We start from the raw sequence: 17,875 nt of genomic DNA, 5'->3' as shown, positions 1-17,875 counted from the left end.
CTGAGGCATGGTGCTTGAGTTCGCACACCTTCCGGACTCCGTGAGAGGGGTTGTGTCCCGCGCACCCGGGCCGCGAACCGGGCCTATGCCTTCCCTAACCCAATCCCGACAGGGGTGATGACCGAGTCCCATTGTGGGCGCTGAAAAGTTCTGTGGGGTGTGTGGTGGTGGTTGCGTCGGGGTGTTTGGTTTGGGTCGAGGTGGGGTGGGGGGATGAACCAGGGGACGCCTGTTGTCATGTTGATGCGCCATTGTTCTTTGTGGATGAGGTGGTGGTGGTGGCTGCAGAGCAGGGTGCCGTTGTTGGTTGAGGTGGTGCCGCCGTGGGACCAGTAGGTGGTGTGGTGTGCTTCGCACCAGGGTGCGGGGATGGTGCAGTCGGGGAAGGCGCAGCCGCCGTCGCGGGCGGTGATGGCTTTGCGGATGTGGGGTGGGAAGATCCGGGTGGTCCGGCCGATGTCCAGGATCCGGGAGTCGCTGCCGAGCAGGACGGGGATGATGTCGGCGTCGCAGGCGATTTTGCGGATGGTGTCAGGGTGGATCGGGCCGGTGAACGTCGCGGTGCCTGTGCTGAGGGGGTTCCGGGCATCGCCGGTGTTGCCTGGCTGGTGGAGGGGGTTCCGGGTTGTGTCGGTGTCTGGGAGTTGAGTGCGGGTGAGGTGTTCGAAGAGGTCGCGGTGGTCGATGGTGACGGTGAGTTGGGGTCGGAGTCCGCCGTTGGAGGGCAGTTTTCCGGTGCTCATCGCGACGCTGCAGGCGCCGGTGAGGCCGTTGAGGTGTTTCTGGGGCCGGGTGCGGCGGTCCAGGTCCGGGCTGGCAGTCCCGGTTACGGTGTTCGTCTCGTGCTGGTGGGTGGTGAGGCGGGGGTTGGTGGCGGCGTTCATGGCGGTGATGAGGGTTTCGTATTGTTCGTCGGTGGCGAAGATTTCGAGGTGGTGGAGTCCGTGGCGGCGTCGGCGGCGGAGGAACGCGCCTTGGAATTGGCGGAGGATTTCTTCGGAGGGTTCGGGGCCGTCTTGGTCGATCCTGTCGGCCCAGCGTTTGGCCATTGTGGTGACGAAGTCCGGGTCGGTCTCCACGGCGGTGGTGGTCAGGGCGTGTTCCATCCGGGTGATGGTGTCTTCGTCGGTGAGGTGCCGGACTTTGTCCAGGGCGGTGCTGATGATGGTCGCGGACCGGGAGGGCACCAACGCGGAACCAACCGCTTCGGCGAGCAGTTCGCGGCGGGCGGGGATTTCCTGTCCGGTCATGCCCGTCTGGGGGAGGATGTCGGCGGCGAGGGCGAGCCTGCGCCGGGCTTCACCGATGCCGATCCGCAACCGTGCCCGCAGGAACTCGGCCGCGTTCCGGTACCCATCATCCGCAGGGTTGGCAGTACCCTCAGCGCCTTTCCCGCTGGCGGCACGGGCAGGACTCTGCGCCGCTGCGGCACTGAAGGTCCCTGCCGCGGCCGCACCCGCCTGACTTGGACTGATCGTCCCAGCCGCTGCCCGGTCGAGGGTGCCCGTGCCGGTTCCACTCGTTGGCTCTTCCGGTGCTTCACTCCAGCCCGTCCGCCACTCCGGCGCTGCAGCCGAGGGCCCCGGCCCCGTTTGCTGAGCTTCCGCCCGGGACCGTTCCACCGCCTGCGCCGCAACAACCTGCAAGTACTCCACACACCGGGAGATCTCCTCCACCCGGCCGGCAAAATCAGCAGCCTCAACAAACCCGAACAAGCGCGCCTCCGCGGCCACCATGGAACGTAAGGCTTCTACGGCCGCGGCACCCTCAAGAAGCGCAGCATCCAGTACCGGCGCACTACTTGCTGAGGTCAGCTCTTTTGGCACGGGTTCGACCGACCCGGTCAGCAACCTGAATCCGCGAGGCAGCCCAGCGCCCCGGGAGCCATCCACGACGGTGCCTGCCGCCGTCGTGTTCTCGAACACTGCCAGCCGCGCTGAGTTGGCGAGTGGCCCGCCGGACCGTTCACGCAGCAGGGCAGCGGCCCGGAGCGAACCCGCCTGCCGTGCCGAAACCCGTCCGATGCTTTCCATGACTCAACCCTGTCACGATGGCTCGTCAGCTATCAGTCCTCTTTGAGGCTATGTGGATATCTCCGGCCTCCGCCTGGAGCGTGGGCAGCAGCAATGCGGGTTCAGGACGATGGACGCCACGGGGCCGGTATCCCAGTGCTTCGGCACTATCGAGAAGGTCGGCCAGGTACCAGATGATGGCCAGCCACATTTCGGTTCCCTGCAGGGTTGGGAGATGCTGGTCGCCGCTCCCGGGGGCGGCACTGAAGGCTAGTCCCTCGCCAGGATGCCACCGACCCAGGGCGTGTTTCAGTTGCGCCTTTGCCCACTCTTTCATGTCCTCCCTGCGGTGCGTCGTCTGCTTGGAAGCAAGCCACAAGGGATGGACGACATCCAGGACATTGCATGCATTCTGCCGGTCGGGGGCGAAGTAGCGGGGGTCCACGGAGTGCTCCAGAACTGTGTCCACCAGCCGCTCAACATGCGGCACCGGCAACCCGAATTGCGCGAACGTGCCACGCGTCAGGCGGTAGTAGCCATTAACGACCTTGAGCCGGGTGTCATCGGTGGGCGTACCCCAGGTTCCGGCCGCCGGATTGACGTGGGTGAGCAGCCACCCGAACAACACGTCAAGGGAACCCGGGCTGTTCGGATGCGCCTGTGCAAGGTTCCAGTACGCCGCCGTGCTCCAAGCATCCACCCACGCGCCGGATTCCCACGCTTCCTTACGCCACGGAAGAGCATCCAGCGAAGCAGCGACCGCTGCCGCATCCATTCCGGCTACGGCATGGACAGGATGCTCGAACCGGCTGCCAAGCAGGTCCAACGCGTATCCCACGGAAAGCACGTGGTACGTCGCAGGGCCGGTGCCGAAAGAGAGGTCACCCGCATAAACCCGGGTGTCGGATCCGAGCTCCGGAGCCAGGCCGGTTACCGGATCCTGGAGAGCCTGCAACCGCGATACGTGCTCGTCCCGCGACAGTTGCGAAGGGACAGATCCCAACAACAGGTCCGCGATCTCAATCGCATCGCAGTGTGCCCTGACGGTAGGAACAGCACCCGGTCGGTCAACATAGCGGCCGCTGGCTGCAGACGTCCAACTCCGCGCGAGAATGGCTGAAGCATCGGCGCGGGCTGCGTCCGCGAAGTCCGCCAACCCAGCCAACAACCCGCCGTCGGGCGCTGCCTCAACTCCAGCGGCCGGAATAGCTGAAGCCGAGTCCCGCCTGTCCCTGATGTGGCGCGCGGGATTCCCGCCCACTATGGACCATTCGGGGACGTCCTTGGTGACCACCGCCCCGGCGGCCAATACGGCGTGCGATCCGACGGTGACGCCATCAAGGACCACCACATTGGAACCGATCCACACATCGTCCCCAATACTGATGCCCTTACTCGTGAGCGGCTGCTTGAACACGGGCTGGGAAGGTTCCATCGAGTGGTTGAAGCCGAGGATGGAGGTGTGGGCGCCGATCCGTACGCCGTCGCCCATGGTGATGGTGCCTCGAACCACGGTGAACGCATTGATGGTGCAGTCGTCGCCCATGGTGATGGACCCGGTGACATAGGCGTGGGCGGCGATGAAGGAATCGGCGCCAAGAGCGAGGTAGTCGGGATCAACGCTTGCCAAGGGGGTCAGGAACGCGCGATCACCTATGCTGACTCCCGCCCGTTCAGCGAAGCTCTTTTGGTAGTCGTGCTGCGCTTCGCGCTCTTCGTCCGAGGCAGAACCCCAGAACGTCCAAGGCGAGTAGTCGTAACTGAGGTGGTGCTGGGGATTCACGTCGGTGTCTCCGCGTTCGGGGTGAAAATGCCGGAAAGCGCTTCCCCTATTATTCGCGGGTCCTTTGGACCGGTCAACAGATCAGCGGAAAACGATCAGCCTCGATCACTCCGGGTAGCCGTACTCCTCATCGGTGACCAACTCGCCCCATGTCGTCTCCGAGCCGTCCGTTGCCCCGGCGGTTTCCCACATGGCCAGATGGCTCATGAAATGGTCCGGCGCAGCGCCATGCCAGTACCATTCACCTGGTGGTGTGTAGATCGTTTGGCCTTCCTGGACCACCTGGACCTCACCGCCGCGTGCCTGTACCAAGCAGACCCCGTCAGTGACGTGAAGGGTCTGCCCTGCGGAGTGGGTGTGCCACGCAGTTCGGGAACAGGGTGCGAATCGAACGATGTTCACACGCAGCTGCGACGGCTCTTCACCCTTGGCGATAACGTCAAAATACACGTCGCCTGTGAATCGCGCGGCGGGTCCTTTGGTACTGGTGGTCTTGGCAGAAATGTCCATGGTTCCTTTTCGTTCTGGATCAGTTCGGGATTACTTGTTCGGAATATTCCGCACGGGCCCGGAACCGCTTGGCACGGCAGGAGCCGTCGCAGCCCAGCTGGCCAGCAGATGCAAGGCGTCCGCAGTGCCGGTGCCCGGCTCAGCGTTGTAGACGGTCAAGGTCAGCCCGGAGTCAGCCGACAACTCAAGGGCTTCATACAGCAAATGCAAGTCGCCCACGATCCGGTGCCTGAAGTGCTTCTTCCCGCTGTAGTGCTGCCGGACATTGTGTGAAGCCCAGCGGACCCGGAATTCCTCGCTGCGGGTTGATAGCTCGCCCACCAGGTCACTGAGCCCACGGTCATAGGGGTCGCGGCCGGCCTCGGTACGCATGATGGCTACGGTGTCGTTGGCGGCGCGCTCCCAGTCCGTGTAGAAATCCTGGCTGCGCGGGTCGAGGAAGAGGAACCGGGCGTGGTTGGGCGGCCCGGCCGGGCTGTCGTAGATGTCTGCGTACAAGGCCCGGCCCAACGCGTTCGTAGCCAGCAAATCGAGGCGACCGTTGCGGATGAAGGCCGGCGAACCGGTGATCGCGTCCAAGGTGAGTTGCACGCCAGGCCGGATGGCCTGCTTCCGGACCGGGCGACGTCGGGACCTGCCACCGTCACTCGCAGCACGGGCGAGGTCATGGAGGTGTGCGCGTTCAGCTTCGTCAAGTTGCAGTGCGCCGGCCAAGGACTCGAGCACGCTTTCCGAAACGCCCGAGAGGTTTCCCCGTTCCAAGCGGGTGTAATACTCCACACTCACGCCAGCGAGCATGGCAACCTCGCCGCGACGCAGACCGGGCACGCGTCGGTTGCCGCCGTAGGCAGCCAGTCCCGCTTGCTCGGGGGTGATCTTCGCCCGCCGCGTGGCAAGGAAGTCGCGGGTCTCCGTTCGGTTGTCCATGCTGACAACGTTAGGGCTTCTGCTCCGCTAAGGGAGTCCCTGCCATTACCCCTAACAGCAGTAACTCCTTCCATTCACGGAATCAGGGTTAGATGGAAGCATCCAACAAAGTTCACCACGCAGGAGAAACATGCCTACCGCTAACGCTTACGCTGCTCCCTCGGCCACGGGCGACCTGGCCCTCACCACCATCGAACGTCGCGAAGTGGGCCCCAACGACGTCCACATCGACATCAAGTTCGCCGGCATCTGCCACTCCGATATCCACACAGTTCGCGGCGACTGGGGCCCGCAGCAGTATCCGCTGGCTCCCGGCCACGAAATCGCCGGCATCGTCACTGAGGTTGGCTCGAACGTCACCAAGCACAACGTGGGCGACCGTGTCGGCGTCGGCTGCATGGTGAACTCGTGCAAGGAGTGCAAGAACTGCCTGGCCGGCGAGGAACAGTACTGCCTCAAGGGAAACGTAGGCACCTACGGCGCCGTTGACCGCGATGGCACCATCACCCAGGGCGGCTACTCCAGCCACGTTGTAGTCAACGAGGACTTCGTCGTCACCATCCCGGAAGGCTTGGACCTCGACGTCGCTGCCCCGTTGCTGTGCGCCGGGATCACCACCTACTCGCCGCTGCACCACTGGGGCGCCGGTCCCGGCAAGAAGGTCGCCATTGTCGGTCTCGGCGGGCTCGGCCACATGGCCGTCAAGATTGCCCACGCCATGGGAGCCGAGGTAACCGTGCTCTCACAGTCCTTGAAGAAGATGGAAGACGGCCTCAAGCTCGGCGCGGACCACTACTACGCCACCAGCGATCCCTCCACGTTCGAGGAACTCGCGGGCAGCTTTGACCTCATCATCAACACGGTCAGCGCCTCCATCGACATCAGCGCGTACTTGCAGCTGCTTACGCTCGACGGCACGCTGGTCAACGTAGGTGCACCGGCTGAGCCGTTGCCGGTCAACGTGTTCTCGCTGATCACAGGTCGTCGCTCCTTCGCAGGCTCCGCCATCGGCGGCATCCGCGAAACGCAGGAGATGCTGAACTTCTGCGCCGAGCACGGCCTTGGCGCCGAGATTGAGGTCATCCCGGCCAGCAAGATCAACGATGCCTACGAGCGGGTCCTCGCCTCTGATGTCCGCTACCGCTTTGTCATCGACGCCTCCACCATCGGCTAGAAGACACAGGAGACACAGCAGCATAGGAAAGGCCACGCCCACATCAACGGGCCGTGGCCTTTCCCGTGCCAGGCAGCAGGGACAATGGTCTGGTGACTTTCAGACTGGACACCATCGGTACGGGGCTGGTTTTTGCTGATTCCCTCGGGATCCTCACTTCTGCCCTGGCAGGCCAGGACGACGGCGGTACGGCAGTCGTGCAGGCACCGCCGGGCACTGGTAAGACCACGCTGGTTCCACCGTTGGTTGCCAACCTCATCGCCGCAAGGCGGCCCGGCCTGCCACGCGTCGTGGTCACCCAGCCACGCCGTGTTGCGGCCCGCTCCGCCGCACGCCGCCTGGCGTCGTTGGATGGCAGCCGCGTTGGTGGCAAGGTGGGCTACACAGTCCGCGGGGAGAGCACAACGAGCCCTGGCACGGTGGTGGAGTTCGTGACGCCCGGCATTCTGCTGCGTCGGCTCCTCAGCGATCCAGGCCTGGAGGACGTCCACGCCGTGGTCCTCGACGAGGTCCATGAACGGGGCCTCGAAACGGACCTTCTGGTGGGCATGCTCGCTGAGGTCCGCGAATTGCGGGACGACCTCACATTGGTCGCCATGTCAGCTACTCTCGACGCCGCACGCTTCGCAGCACTGTTGGGGCGCAGCGGCGCAGGGGAGTCCGACCGCGGCCTGCCTGCGCCTGTGGTTGATTGCCCGTCAGCGCTGCACCCCTTGGACACTAAATGGGCTCCGGCGGTAGACCACCGGCTCAACGATCGGGGAGTGGCCCGCAGCTTCCTGGACCACATCGCCCGCACGGCCGCGACAGCCCACTCAGCGGCGCTGGCCAACAACCCTGACGTGGACGCGCTGGTCTTCCTGCCGGGGGCCCGTGAGGTTTCCGACGTCGCCACTCGCCTTCGCGCCCACGTGCCTCGGGGCGTGGAGGTACTGGAGTTGCATGGCCAGATCGGACCCGACGCCCAGGACCGCGCGGTATCCGGCCGGGAACCTGGGGGCCAGCCGCGGATCATTGTGTCCACGTCCCTGGCGGAATCGTCGCTCACCGTTCCCGGTGTTCATCTGGTGATAGATTCCGGACTGGCAAGGGAACCACGTCGCGATTCAGGCCGTGGCATGTCCGGCCTGGTTACCGTTTCCTGTTCGCGGGCCTCTGCTGACCAGCGGGCCGGACGCGCTGCCCGACAGGGGCCGGGCACAGTGGTTCGCTGCTACGACCAGCAGGCCTACGCTGCCGCCCCCGCACATCAAACTCCGGAGATCACCGTGGCCGACCTGACCGGCGCGGCTTTGGTGCTCGCGTGCTGGGGCGCTCCAGGAGGCCGTGGTCTTTCCCTTCCGGACGCACCCCCGCCGGGCGCCATGAACGACGCCATGGAAGTCCTGCGGGAACTTGGCGCCGTAGCGGAAGACGGAACGGTCACAGGCTTGGGAAAGACGCTGGCCCGGGTCCCCGCCGATCCCCGGCTTGCCCGCGCCTTGCTGGATGGTTCCGAGGTGGTTGGCAGACGGTCCGCGGCAGAAACGGTCGCAGTGGTGGCGGGTGACCAGCGTGCGCCCGGAGCAGACCTCACCAAGTTGCTGGCGTCCTTGCGGACAGGCATGGACCCGGGCTCCCGGCGCTTCGCTGAGGAGGCGAAGCGGATGGAGTCGATTGCGCGGCAGGAGGCGGCCGCCGTCGTTCATCCGAAGCCGGCCATCAACGTCGCTGCGGGTGAAGCACCTGGGTTCGTGGTGGCGCTGGCGTTCCCGGACCGCGTGGCGAGACGCGTTCCAGGCGATGGATCCACCACCTACCTGCTCTCCTCCGGGACGAGGGCCGGGCTCCCTGCCGGGAGTTCATTGTCCGGGCATGACTGGCTTGCAGTTGCCGAAGTGTCGCGCGCACAGGGTCGCGATGCGGCCGGCACGGGCGCCGTCATCCGTTCCGCCGCGCCGGTGTCTGCAGAACTGGCGGAGGCTGCCGCGCCGGATCTCCTCATGGAAAAGGTTCAGGCGAAGTTCGAGCAAGGCAGGGTGATGGCCAGGCTGGAGAGACGGTTGGGAGCAATCGTGTTGCGCTCCACTCCCGTCCGCCCCAGCGCGGAAACGGGGCGTACAGCCGTGGCCGAGGCGCTGGCAAAGGCCGGGTTGTCGTTGATTGGCTGGTCAACCGCTGCGGATGCCCTGCGTAGGCGGCTTGCGTTGGTTCACCGCGAACTTGGCGATCCATGGCCCGATGTCCGCGAAGCCAGCTTGCTGGCCCGGCTGGAGGAGTGGCTCGCCCCGGAACTTGAGGCCATGGCCACAGGTAGTTCCGTCAGTTCCGTGAACCTCGCCGAGCCGCTGCGGCGCCTGCTCCCGTGGCCTGAGGCCGCACGCCTGGACAGCCTTGCACCCGAGAGGCTGGAGGTACCCAGCGGTTCCCGTGTGCGGATCGACTATCCGGAGGTTTCCGAGCACAGCAGCGGAGACCACGACGGCGGCAGGCCGGTTGTGGCGGTCAAACTCCAGGAATGCTTCGGTTGGGACAGCACGCCGCGCCTTGTTGATGGCCGGGTGCCTGTCCTGTTCCACTTGCTGTCTCCGGCAGGCCGTCCGCTGGCCGTCACTGACGATCTGGAGTCCTTCTGGTCCGGTCCCTACTCCCAGGTCCGGGCCGAGATGCGTGGGCGCTACCCCAAGCACCCTTGGCCTGAAGACCCGTGGACTGCGCCGGCCACGGCCAAAACGAAAAACAGAATGTAGCCGGCGCATCCAGCTATGTAAGCCGCTCGAGCATGAATTGGATCTCGCCGTCCACGAAGGTTCCCAGCACAGTACTGGCTGCGAACTCGTCCGGGGCGGTGGTCAGGGGGTCCAGTTCGAAGGCTGTGAAGTCGGCCCGCTTGCCTACCGAAATGGAACCTGAAACATCCCAGAGTCCTGCAGCTTTGGCCGCGTGCGAGGTGTACCCTTCCAGGGCTTGGAGCGCAGTGAGGGCTTGTTCCGGCGCGATGGGCTCTTGCTCCGGATGTCCGGATCGCCGGCGCAGCTGGGCGTCGGCGATGATCGGAAGTGGCTCGAAGGGTGCGATCGGCCAGTCGGAACCAATGCCCAGGGTCACTCCGGCCTCACGAAGGTCCCTGCATCGCCAGGCTCTGTTTGCACGCTCCGCGCCGAGGCGTGTGGACCAATTGTCGGTGTGGTCTGCCAGGGAGTAATGGGTGCAATGGGTTGGCTGCATGCTCGCAACCACTCCTGTGCGCCTGAAGCGCTCCACGAGCTCGTCCGGCACGGTCTCGATGTGTTCGATCCTGTGGACAGTACGGCGCAGGACATCTGCCGGCACAGTACCGGGCAGCGACTCCAGTGCGTTCAACACATGCTCCACTCCCGCATCGCCAATGGCGTGCGTGGCCGTCGGGATGCCACGGGAGGCAAAGTAACGGACGGCGGCCGAGTATTCTTCCGGTCGTGGCCAGAAGGGCGCGGTGGATTGGCCGTGGACATCCGGTTCGTAGAGCCAGGCCGTTCCGTTGTCCACAGTTCCGTCGACAAACAGCTTGATGCCTTCAACAGACCACCGTTGACCCCCTGTTCCAATGCTGCGGGCCAACTCCTTCCAGCCGGACTCATCGCTGCCAGGCATGCACCACGGCGCGCTTCGCAGCCGCAGCGGCAGCCTGCCGTCGGCTTCCAGTGCCTGGAAGAGGGCGGCTGAATCCTCGCTGTGGTCCATGATGTGTCCACCGGTCAGCCCGGAGCGCGCGAAGTCTCGCAGCAGGGTGGCGAGCCTGGCTTTTCGCTCGTCAAACGACTCCTCGGGGATGTGCCGCTGGACGAGTTCCATGGCCGCGGCTTCGAGCAGGAAACCGGTAGGAGCGCCGTCGGCGTCGCAAACCACCTCGGAAGCTTGTTCGAACTGATGCGGACCACGGATTCCGGCCGTTTCCAGTGCTTGGCTGTTTGCCAGGGCTGAATGCCCATCGAACAGTCGGATCAGCGCCGGCTTGCCGCCGCTGACATCATCGAGCACACTCCTGTGCAGCGGCACCGGGCCAAAAGCGTTCGGGTTCAGTCCCCATCCACGCAACCAGCCGCCGTCGTGCGCTGCTTCGTTTCGCAGCAGCGCGCGGACTTCATCCAGCGTCGTAGCGCTGGAGAGGTCTACGCCGATGGTCAGGTCCAGTCCGAACACCGGGTGCATGTGGCAGTCCACCAGGCCCGGGGTCAGCGTGGCGTTGCCAAGGTCCACCACACGGGTACCGGCCTGTGCCCAGTCCAGGGCTTCCTGCCGGCTTCCGACGGCGGCAATCAACCCGCCGCTGACGGCGACGGCCTGGACCGGCTGAGGGTGGGTTTGCCCATCCATTGTGTGGATGGTGCCGGCAAGGACGATGAGGTCAGGAGTCATGGGTTTCGAAGCTTCCAATCCGGGCGAAGACGTCAGGGCGGGTGGTGCGCAGGCTACGGGCAATCAGCAGGCCTGCGAGGAACACGATGGGTGCGACCAGGAGCAGGATGGTGTTGGTCAATGCGTCGGCAAACGTGAGGAGTTCGATGTTGATGGCGATCAACGCCACCACGCCGAACAGCAGGATGGCCGAGACGAGGCTCAGGGGGACCAGCAGGCGGTTGGTGACAGCGGCTGTGTTGCGGCGGAGGTAGATGAATGCAGCGACGGACACCAAACCCTGCAGGGCCACGATCCCGAAGATGCCTGGTGTGTTGACCCAGATCAGCAGCTGTTTGTAAGGGTCGGCGCCGACGATGGCGCAAATGATGATGACGACGGCGGCCAGGACGGTCTGGATTTGCCCGGCACGATGCGGAGATTTGTATTTGGGGTGGGTCCTTCCCAGGAAGGCCGGGAGCACTCCGTCCTTGGCGAGCATGTAGACGTAGCGGTTGATGGCGTTGTGGAAAGCCAGCTGGGAGGCGTAGACACTGGTGACGATCAGTACGTACATGACCACTTCGGCCCACGGGCCCACGTACTGGCTAATGGTGGCGAAGAACATTCCGTCGGCAAGCTCGCCGGCAGCGGTCACCACGTTTCCGTCGCCGTAGGCCTGGATGACTGACCACACGATGAAGGCGTAGAACACTGACATGAATCCGACGGCGATGTAAGTTGCCCGGGGGACGGACTTGTCCGGATTACGGGCCTCGCGCCGGTAAAGCACGGTGGATTCGAAGCCCATGAAAGCCGCGAAGCAAATCGCCAGGATGGCAAGGACTCCGGGGGTGAACGCGTGCTCGGGCGCGAACGAGGCAAAACTGATTCCTTGCGCGCCGCCACGGGCAAGGATGCCCACGCCCATGATGCCCAGAATGGCGGTCTCGGCGATGAGGAGGACGCCCAGGACTTTGGCGCCGACGTCGATCCCGCGGTACCCGAGGAACCAGACGGCTGCGATGGCGACCAGTGCGACTACCGGCCATGGCACATCCACGCCGAAAAGCGTTCGAAGCATGGCCTGGGTTTGCACGGCGAAAAGCCCATAGACGCCGATTTGCAGGCAGTTGTAAGACACGATCGCGAGGATGGCGGACGCCAGTCCCACGGTTTTTCCCATGGTCAACGTGATGTAGGTGTAGAAGCCGCCGGCCGCTTTGACGTGTTTGGTCATTGCCATGAACGAGATGGCGAAGACGAGCAGGACCGCGCCGGCAGTGATGTAGCCCATGGGGGCGCCTATGCCCCCGATGCCAATAGCCACAGGGGCTACACCGGCCATCACTGTCAGGGGAGCTGCAGCGGAAATTACCAGGAATGCGATGCCGCCGGTGCCAATGGCATTCCGTTTGAGCCCATTTCCAGCGTCGGCCGCTGGAGGTCGGGTTTCGAGGTCAGACATGGGGATCCTCTGGGGTCTTTGGGAAGGGAAGTTTTCACGAAGCCGGACATAAAAGCGAAAGGCTTTCGTTTATCGTAGGGTGTTGTGATCCCCGGCACAATACTTCGGCGCAAAGTTGTGGCTAGAGTCGTAACAACTACCTTGAATGGAGACTCCCGTATGGCACGCCCGCTGGTCCCGCTGATATCCATCGATGCACTCGTCACCGCCGCCCTGGAGTTGGTGGACGAGGCAGGGGACTTCAGCCTGCCGAAATTGGCCAAGCGGATCGGGGTGAGCCAGTCCTCCATTTACAACCACGTCAGCGGGCGCGAGGAAATCCTTGAGCTCATGAGGGGCCGGATCATCACCGAAAGCCCCTATGTCCTGGAGGATGGGCAGGACTGGGAGGCAGCACTTCGCGCCATTGTCCGCAGCTATCGGGACGCCTTCGCCCGGCATCCGCGGCTGGCACCCCTGCTGGTACTCCAAACCGTTCAGGACGACCAGGTCCTCGCCCTCTATGAGAACCTGGCAGTGGCCCTCCAAGAAGCGGGTTTCCGGGGCCGGGACGTGGTGTCAGCGATCTCCACCATCGACAGTTTCGCGTTGGGGTTCGCCCTGGACCTGGCCGCTCCCGACGTTGTCTGGGCGCCACCTGCGCAGGGATATCCCACCCTCACCAGCGCACTTACCCACGCCGGACCATCGGACGAGCGTGGGGAGGCAGCCTTTGATTTTGGCCTGGAAATCCTCATCGCCGGCCTGCATTCCCGGCTTCAGCCGACGGCGTCATAGACGTGGACGCTACCGGAAATGTGGCACAAACGTGGTGGGATGCCGTGGTCCGCGGCTTCACCGTTACACACACCACTGCAGTACCCCTGCCTGCGCTGCTGGGCATCCTGGCATGCGCCGTCGTCCTGAGCATCCCGCGGGTCACGTGGCGCTGGTTCGGGTTGTACGTTACGTTCGTCCACGAGCTCGGCCATGCCTACGCCGCGCTCATGACCGGCCGCTTTGTGCATGGGCTGCGCATCGGCCTCGACCATTCGGGCCGGCTTGTCAGCAGCGGACGCAGCGCCTTCGGGGCGGCCTGGTCCGGCTTCTGGGGCTACCCTGCGCCGGCCGTTGTCGGGTTGGGATTGATTGCCGCCTTTGCTGCAGGCCGGTCCGGCGCTGCCATGTCCATTGGTGCCTTGGTACTGCTGGTCTCACTGATCTTCCTGAGGAACCTCACCGGGATTCTCGTGGCGGTGTTGAGCGCTGCGACAGCCCAGCTCCTGATCCTGTTCGCAGCGCCCGCCACCGTCAACTACGTGGTGCTGGCACTCGGCATTGCCCTGTCCGTGGGAGGCGTCCGTGATCTCTTCAAACTCGCCGGAGTCCACACCCGCCGCCGCGACAGGCTAGCCGCGTCCGATGCCTTCATCCTTGGCCGCACCACAGGCGTCCCTGCCTTCGTATGGTTGACGGGGTTCACTGTGGTGATCGCCGGGTGTGCACTAACGTCCGCATGGTTGCTGTGGGGGATGCTCGCTGTTTAGTTCGGTGGTGACCGTAGCCCAAGGTGCACGACGCCGGTTGGTTGGCTTTCGTGGCTGCCAACCCTTGCCCTGTGGTTGCTTCAGGGTGTCCAATCCTCTTTAACGTTCGAACTGGATGTTCGGACTCCGTGCCGGGATACAACACCAGGAGGTGCCCATGTCCGCGAAGGGCACGCGCGAAACGGCAAAAGGAACCGGACCCGGCGGCCCGGAGGCCAGGCGGGGTGAGAACGGTGCGGCCTTGGCGGCGACTGATCCTGCGGGAATCCGGAATGTAGCACTCGTCGGCCATTCGGGTGCCGGCAAGTCGATGCTGGTGGAGGCCTTGCTTGCGGCGACCGGAGCCATCAGCAGGATGGGTTCCATCAGCGAAGGCACCACAGTCAGCGATTCCGATCCTTCTGCGATCCACCAACAACGGTCCGTGACCATGTCAGTGGCACCAATCCTGGTGGGCGACATCAAGGTCAACCTGATCGATACCCCAGGCTACACCGACTTCACCGGCGAACTGCGCGCTGGTTTGAGGGCCGCCGACGCGGCCCTTTTTGTTGTGTCGGCAGTCGATGGCATTGACGGTGCCACTGTTGCTTTATGGGGCGAATGCGAGAAGATCCGAATGCCTCGCGCAGTGGTGCTCAGCAAACTGGACCACCCGCGCGCTGACTTCAATGCCGCCGTCGTGCGTTGCCAGGGAGCCTTCGGAGAATCAGTCCTGCCGCTCTACCTTCCCGCTGAAGGCAACGCAGGACTCGTGGGCATTCTTCACGGCACCGCTGACGTGGACCTGGCGCCGATCTCCGATGTCGAGGAGGCACGGGGCCCCTTGATTGAAGGCATCATTGCCGAGAGTGAAGACGAAACCCTCATGGACCGGTATCTCGGCGGCGAGGAGTTGCCCCTCACGGACCTCATCCAGGACCTGGAAACCGCGGTGGCCCACGGAAGCTTCTTCCCGGTCATACCGACGTCGGCCGAAACCGGTTTGGGCCTTCCGGAGCTCATGGCCTTAATGACCGACGCCTTGCCGTCGCCTTTGGAGCGCATCCCTCCCGCAGTAATGAAACTGGACGGTTCTTCGCTGAAGCCGCTGGAGTGTGACCCTGCCGGGCGACTTGCCGCCGAGGTGGTACGTACCACCGTGGATCCGTTCCTCGGCCGCGTCTGTTTGGTCCGGGTCTACTCGGGAACGCTGCGGGAAGATGCCTCGATTCATGTCGGCGGCCGGGGACTGGCGGACAGGGGACACGAGGACCACGACGCCGACGAACGCGTTACGCATCTCTACTCGCCGGTGGGATCAAGCCTGAAAGCCGTACCGAAATGCATCGCCGGTGACATCTGCGCCATCAGCAAGCTTGCCAGTGCGGAGACGGGCGATACGGTCTCGGACCGCGAAGAGCCACTCCTTATCGAGACATGGAACATGCCCGAGCCATTGATGCCCGTGGCCATCGAGGGAGCCTCCCGGAGTGACGAGGACGCGCTGGCCAAGAGCATCGGGAAGGTGGCCGCCGCAGACCCAACGTTGCGGTTGGAGCGCAACCAGGACACACACCAGCTCATCTTATGGTGCATGGGGGAGGCCCATGCGGAGGTGGTACTGGACAGGCTGCGGAACCAGGGAGTCAGACTCCAGACTGTGGATGTCATCACTCCGCTCCGGGAAACCTTTGCCACCAAAGCGGCGGGACACGGGCGCCATGTCAAGCAATCCGGCGGCCACGGACAGTTTGCCATCTGCGATATAGAGGTGGAGCCACTTGCCCGCGGCGAAGGGTTCGCCTTCACCGACAAAATCGTGGGCGGTGCGATCCCCGGGACGTTTGTCGCGTCCGTGGAGAAGGGTGTTCGCTCGCAGATGCTCAAAGGTGTGTCAGCGGGATTCCCTGTGGTGGACATCAAGGTGACTTTAGTGGGCGGAAAGACCCACAGTGTGGACTCCTCCGACGCCGCTTTCCAGGCAGCCGGGGCGTTGGCTCTTCGGGAAGCAGCGGCTGCCGCCAGGATCCAGCTGCTGGAACCTGTTTCGTCCGTTGTCATCAGGGTTCCCGACGAGTACGTGGGGGCTGTGATGAGTGATCTGTCGGGCCGACGGGGACGCGTCACCGGTACCACCGCCGCTGATGGTGAAGGAACGGAGATCAGCGCCGAGGTGCCGGACCAGGAGCTCCTTCGCTACGCCATCGAACTGCGTGCCCTCAGCGCCGGCACCGGGCGCTTCAGACGGACCTACCTTCGCCACGAACCCCTCCCGAAATAGACTCAGGCCTTTTCCCGCAGGAAAGTGGCCACGGCAGGCGCGAGCGATGCCCCCACCTCAGCCGCATTCCGCTTCAAGCCCTTGACTGCGAACGAATGGTCACCGCCTTCGCTCCACTGGAGTGTCGCCGTCGGACCTATCCTGCGCACCACGCCCTCCAGCAGTTCCGGCGTCGCGAAGGTATCGCGGGTGCCCTGCAGGAAGAGCATTGGCACGGTCACGCCGTATAAGTGCTCATCGCGCAGCTTCTCCGGCTTGCCCGGCGCGTGGAGCGGATAACCGAGGTATACCAGTCCCCGTGCGGGCATGCCTTCTGCCACCGCCATTGACGCCATACGCCCACCAAAGGACTTGCCGGCAGCCCAGAGGGGTTCGCCGGCACTCAGTTCAGTGGCCTTGTCCATCACTGCCCGCCAAGTGGAGATGGCCAGTGGCGGGCGGTCGGGGAAACGCCGGCCGGCCTCGCGGTAAGGAAAATTGAAGCGCAAGGTAGCCACGCCTTCGTGGGCCATTGCCTCAGCGAACCCTTGCAGGAAGGGGTGCTCCATTCCGGCTCCTGCTCCGTGCGCCACCACCATGGTGGCGAAAGGGTCTTCCGGACGGATGTGGAGGGCGGAAACGTCGGATTCACCAACAGTGACAGTGAGGTTTGTTTCAGTGTTCGGCATGTATCCATCATTGCCCACGTGGGACGGCGGACAGGAGCCGGGCACGTGCGGTCATGGATGGCGCGCCACGAAATACGCCCGGAGGTGCTGACGATCATGCCCTGAACGCGGTAGCTTGTGCCCATGGCGAGCGAAGCAACCACCGTTACTGTGCCCGGTCCCAACGGCCCCCGTGAGGTCCGGATTTCCAGCCCCAGCCGGGTGATGTGGCCCGAGGTGGGCCTGACCAAACTGGACCTTGCCAACTACCTCATCGACGTCGGCGAGGCTTTCGTCACCGCCAACGGAAACCGGCCCATCAGCCTCCAGCGGTACTCGGGCAACATTGAGGGCGAGATGTTCTTTTCGAAGAATCCGCCCAAAGGCGCCCCGGAGTATGTCCGTTCGGTCCCCGTGACCTACCCCAGCGCGCGGTCCCATCCCCAGTTGGTGATCGACGAGCCGGCAGCGGCCGTGTGGGCGGCACAGATGAACACAGTGGTGTTCCACCCGTGGGCATCGCGGGCAAACGATCCCGACAATCCGGACCAGTTGCGGATCGACCTGGATCCCCAACCCGGCACTGATTTCGACGACGCCATCCCTGCCGCCCAGGAACTCCGATCCGTCCTGGCGGAGGCCGGCCTGTCATCGTTCATTAAGACTTCAGGCAACCGGGGGCTCCACGTGTACGCCCCGATCCACCCCAAGCACGAGTTTCTTGACGTCCGCCACGCGGTGATTGCCGCCGGTCGCGAGCTGGAGCGCCGCATGCCGGAGAAGGTCACCACCGCTTGGTGGAAAGAGGAACGCGGAACGCGGATCTTCGTGGACTTCAACCAGGCCAACAGGGACCGGACCATCGCCGGTGCCTATAGCCCGCGCGCCGTGCCCACGGCGCAGGTGTCCTGCCCACTGACCTGGGAAGAACTGGAAAACGCCGACCCCGCGAAGTACACCATTTCCACCCTTCCGGCCCGGTTGAAGAAGGTGGGCGACCCCTGGGCTTCCATGCACGAACAACCGGGCGACATCGATGTCCTGCTCAAATGGTGGGAGCGGGACGTGAGTAACGGCCAAGGGGAAATGCCCTTCCCGCCGGAATTCCCCAAAATGCCGGGCGAGCCCATGCGCGTGCAGCCGAGCCGGGCCCGCAAACCGGAGGAATAGACCGGAGCCCGGGTGCCGCTAAGCCCAGCGAGGGGAATT

13 protein-coding genes are annotated in these 17,875 nt (G+C 64.3%); 6 read left to right on the top strand and 7 right to left on the bottom strand.

The window, feature by feature from the left end:
• Positions 1-83: 83 nt before the first annotated feature.
• From N7568_RS02020 to N7568_RS02005, 4 genes are all read right to left on the bottom strand, one after another.
• Positions 84-2,033 (bottom strand): HNH endonuclease signature motif containing protein, encoded by a 1,950-nt coding sequence (locus N7568_RS02020; RefSeq protein WP_261608238.1) that lies wholly within the window; start codon positions 2,031-2,033, stop codon positions 84-86.
• A gap of 25 nt (positions 2,034-2,058) precedes the next feature.
• Positions 2,059-3,795 carry an acyltransferase gene (locus tag N7568_RS02015; RefSeq protein WP_261608237.1) on the bottom strand — a complete coding sequence of 579 codons (1,737 nt, stop codon included), beginning with the start codon at positions 3,793-3,795 and terminating at the stop codon, positions 2,059-2,061.
• 105 nt (positions 3,796-3,900) lie between these two features.
• Entirely contained in the window at positions 3,901-4,305 is a 405-nt protein-coding gene (locus tag N7568_RS02010; protein ID WP_261608236.1) for a (R)-mandelonitrile lyase, read from the bottom strand.
• Between the two features lie 30 nt (positions 4,306-4,335).
• On the bottom strand, positions 4,336-5,232 hold the full coding sequence (locus N7568_RS02005; RefSeq protein ID WP_261608235.1) for a helix-turn-helix transcriptional regulator: 897 nt from the start codon (positions 5,230-5,232) through the stop codon (positions 4,336-4,338).
• 130 nt (positions 5,233-5,362) lie between these two features.
• On the opposite strand from N7568_RS02005, the gene N7568_RS02000 reads away from it, so the two are divergent.
• Both N7568_RS02000 and hrpB read left to right on the top strand, forming a co-directional pair.
• A complete protein-coding gene (locus N7568_RS02000) occupies positions 5,363-6,406 on the top strand; it encodes an NAD(P)-dependent alcohol dehydrogenase (RefSeq protein ID WP_261608234.1) in 1,044 nt (347 codons plus the stop codon).
• A 92-nt stretch (positions 6,407-6,498) separates the two neighbouring features.
• Positions 6,499-9,135: an ATP-dependent helicase HrpB gene (gene hrpB, locus N7568_RS01995; protein ID WP_261608233.1), complete on the top strand. Its 2,637-nt coding sequence runs from the start codon at positions 6,499-6,501 to the stop codon at positions 9,133-9,135.
• A gap of 13 nt (positions 9,136-9,148) precedes the next feature.
• On the opposite strand, the gene N7568_RS01990 is transcribed toward hrpB, so the two are convergent.
• Both N7568_RS01990 and N7568_RS01985 read right to left on the bottom strand, forming a co-directional pair.
• Complete coding sequence (locus N7568_RS01990; protein ID WP_261608232.1) at positions 9,149-10,783, bottom strand: amidohydrolase; 1,635 nt, start codon at positions 10,781-10,783, stop codon at positions 9,149-9,151.
• Complete coding sequence (locus tag N7568_RS01985) at positions 10,773-12,230, bottom strand: APC family permease (RefSeq protein WP_261608231.1); 1,458 nt, start codon at positions 12,228-12,230, stop codon at positions 10,773-10,775. Before N7568_RS01985 ends, N7568_RS01990 begins: the two co-directional genes overlap by 11 nt.
• 159 nt (positions 12,231-12,389) lie before the next feature.
• On the opposite strand from N7568_RS01985, the gene N7568_RS01980 reads away from it, so the two are divergent.
• From N7568_RS01980 to N7568_RS01970, 3 genes are all read left to right on the top strand, one after another.
• Positions 12,390-13,007, top strand: a complete 618-nt coding sequence (locus N7568_RS01980) for a TetR/AcrR family transcriptional regulator C-terminal domain-containing protein (RefSeq protein ID WP_261608230.1) — start codon at positions 12,390-12,392, stop codon at positions 13,005-13,007.
• A gap of 2 nt (positions 13,008-13,009) precedes the next feature.
• Positions 13,010-13,756, top strand: a complete 747-nt coding sequence (locus N7568_RS01975; protein ID WP_261608229.1) for a M50 family metallopeptidase — start codon at positions 13,010-13,012, stop codon at positions 13,754-13,756.
• 157 nt (positions 13,757-13,913) lie between these two features.
• On the top strand, positions 13,914-16,019 hold the full coding sequence (locus N7568_RS01970; protein ID WP_261608228.1) for an elongation factor G-like protein EF-G2: 2,106 nt from the start codon (positions 13,914-13,916) through the stop codon (positions 16,017-16,019).
• A 2-nt stretch (positions 16,020-16,021) separates the two neighbouring features.
• Here N7568_RS01970 and N7568_RS01965 read toward each other — a convergent pair whose 3' ends face one another.
• Complete coding sequence (locus tag N7568_RS01965) at positions 16,022-16,687, bottom strand: alpha/beta hydrolase family protein (RefSeq protein WP_261608227.1); 666 nt, start codon at positions 16,685-16,687, stop codon at positions 16,022-16,024.
• A 123-nt stretch (positions 16,688-16,810) separates the two neighbouring features.
• Between N7568_RS01965 and ligD the strand changes: the two genes are divergently transcribed.
• Positions 16,811-17,836, top strand: a complete 1,026-nt coding sequence (gene ligD / locus N7568_RS01960; RefSeq protein WP_261608226.1) for a non-homologous end-joining DNA ligase — start codon at positions 16,811-16,813, stop codon at positions 17,834-17,836.
• Positions 17,837-17,875 lie beyond the last annotated feature (39 nt).

Source organism: Paenarthrobacter aurescens (genome assembly GCF_025421775.1).
Classification (GTDB): Bacteria; Actinomycetota; Actinomycetes; order Actinomycetales; family Micrococcaceae; genus Arthrobacter; species Arthrobacter aurescens_B.
The sequence above is the reverse complement of the archived record's forward strand: the minus strand, read 5'-3'. Positions and strand labels throughout refer to the sequence as shown.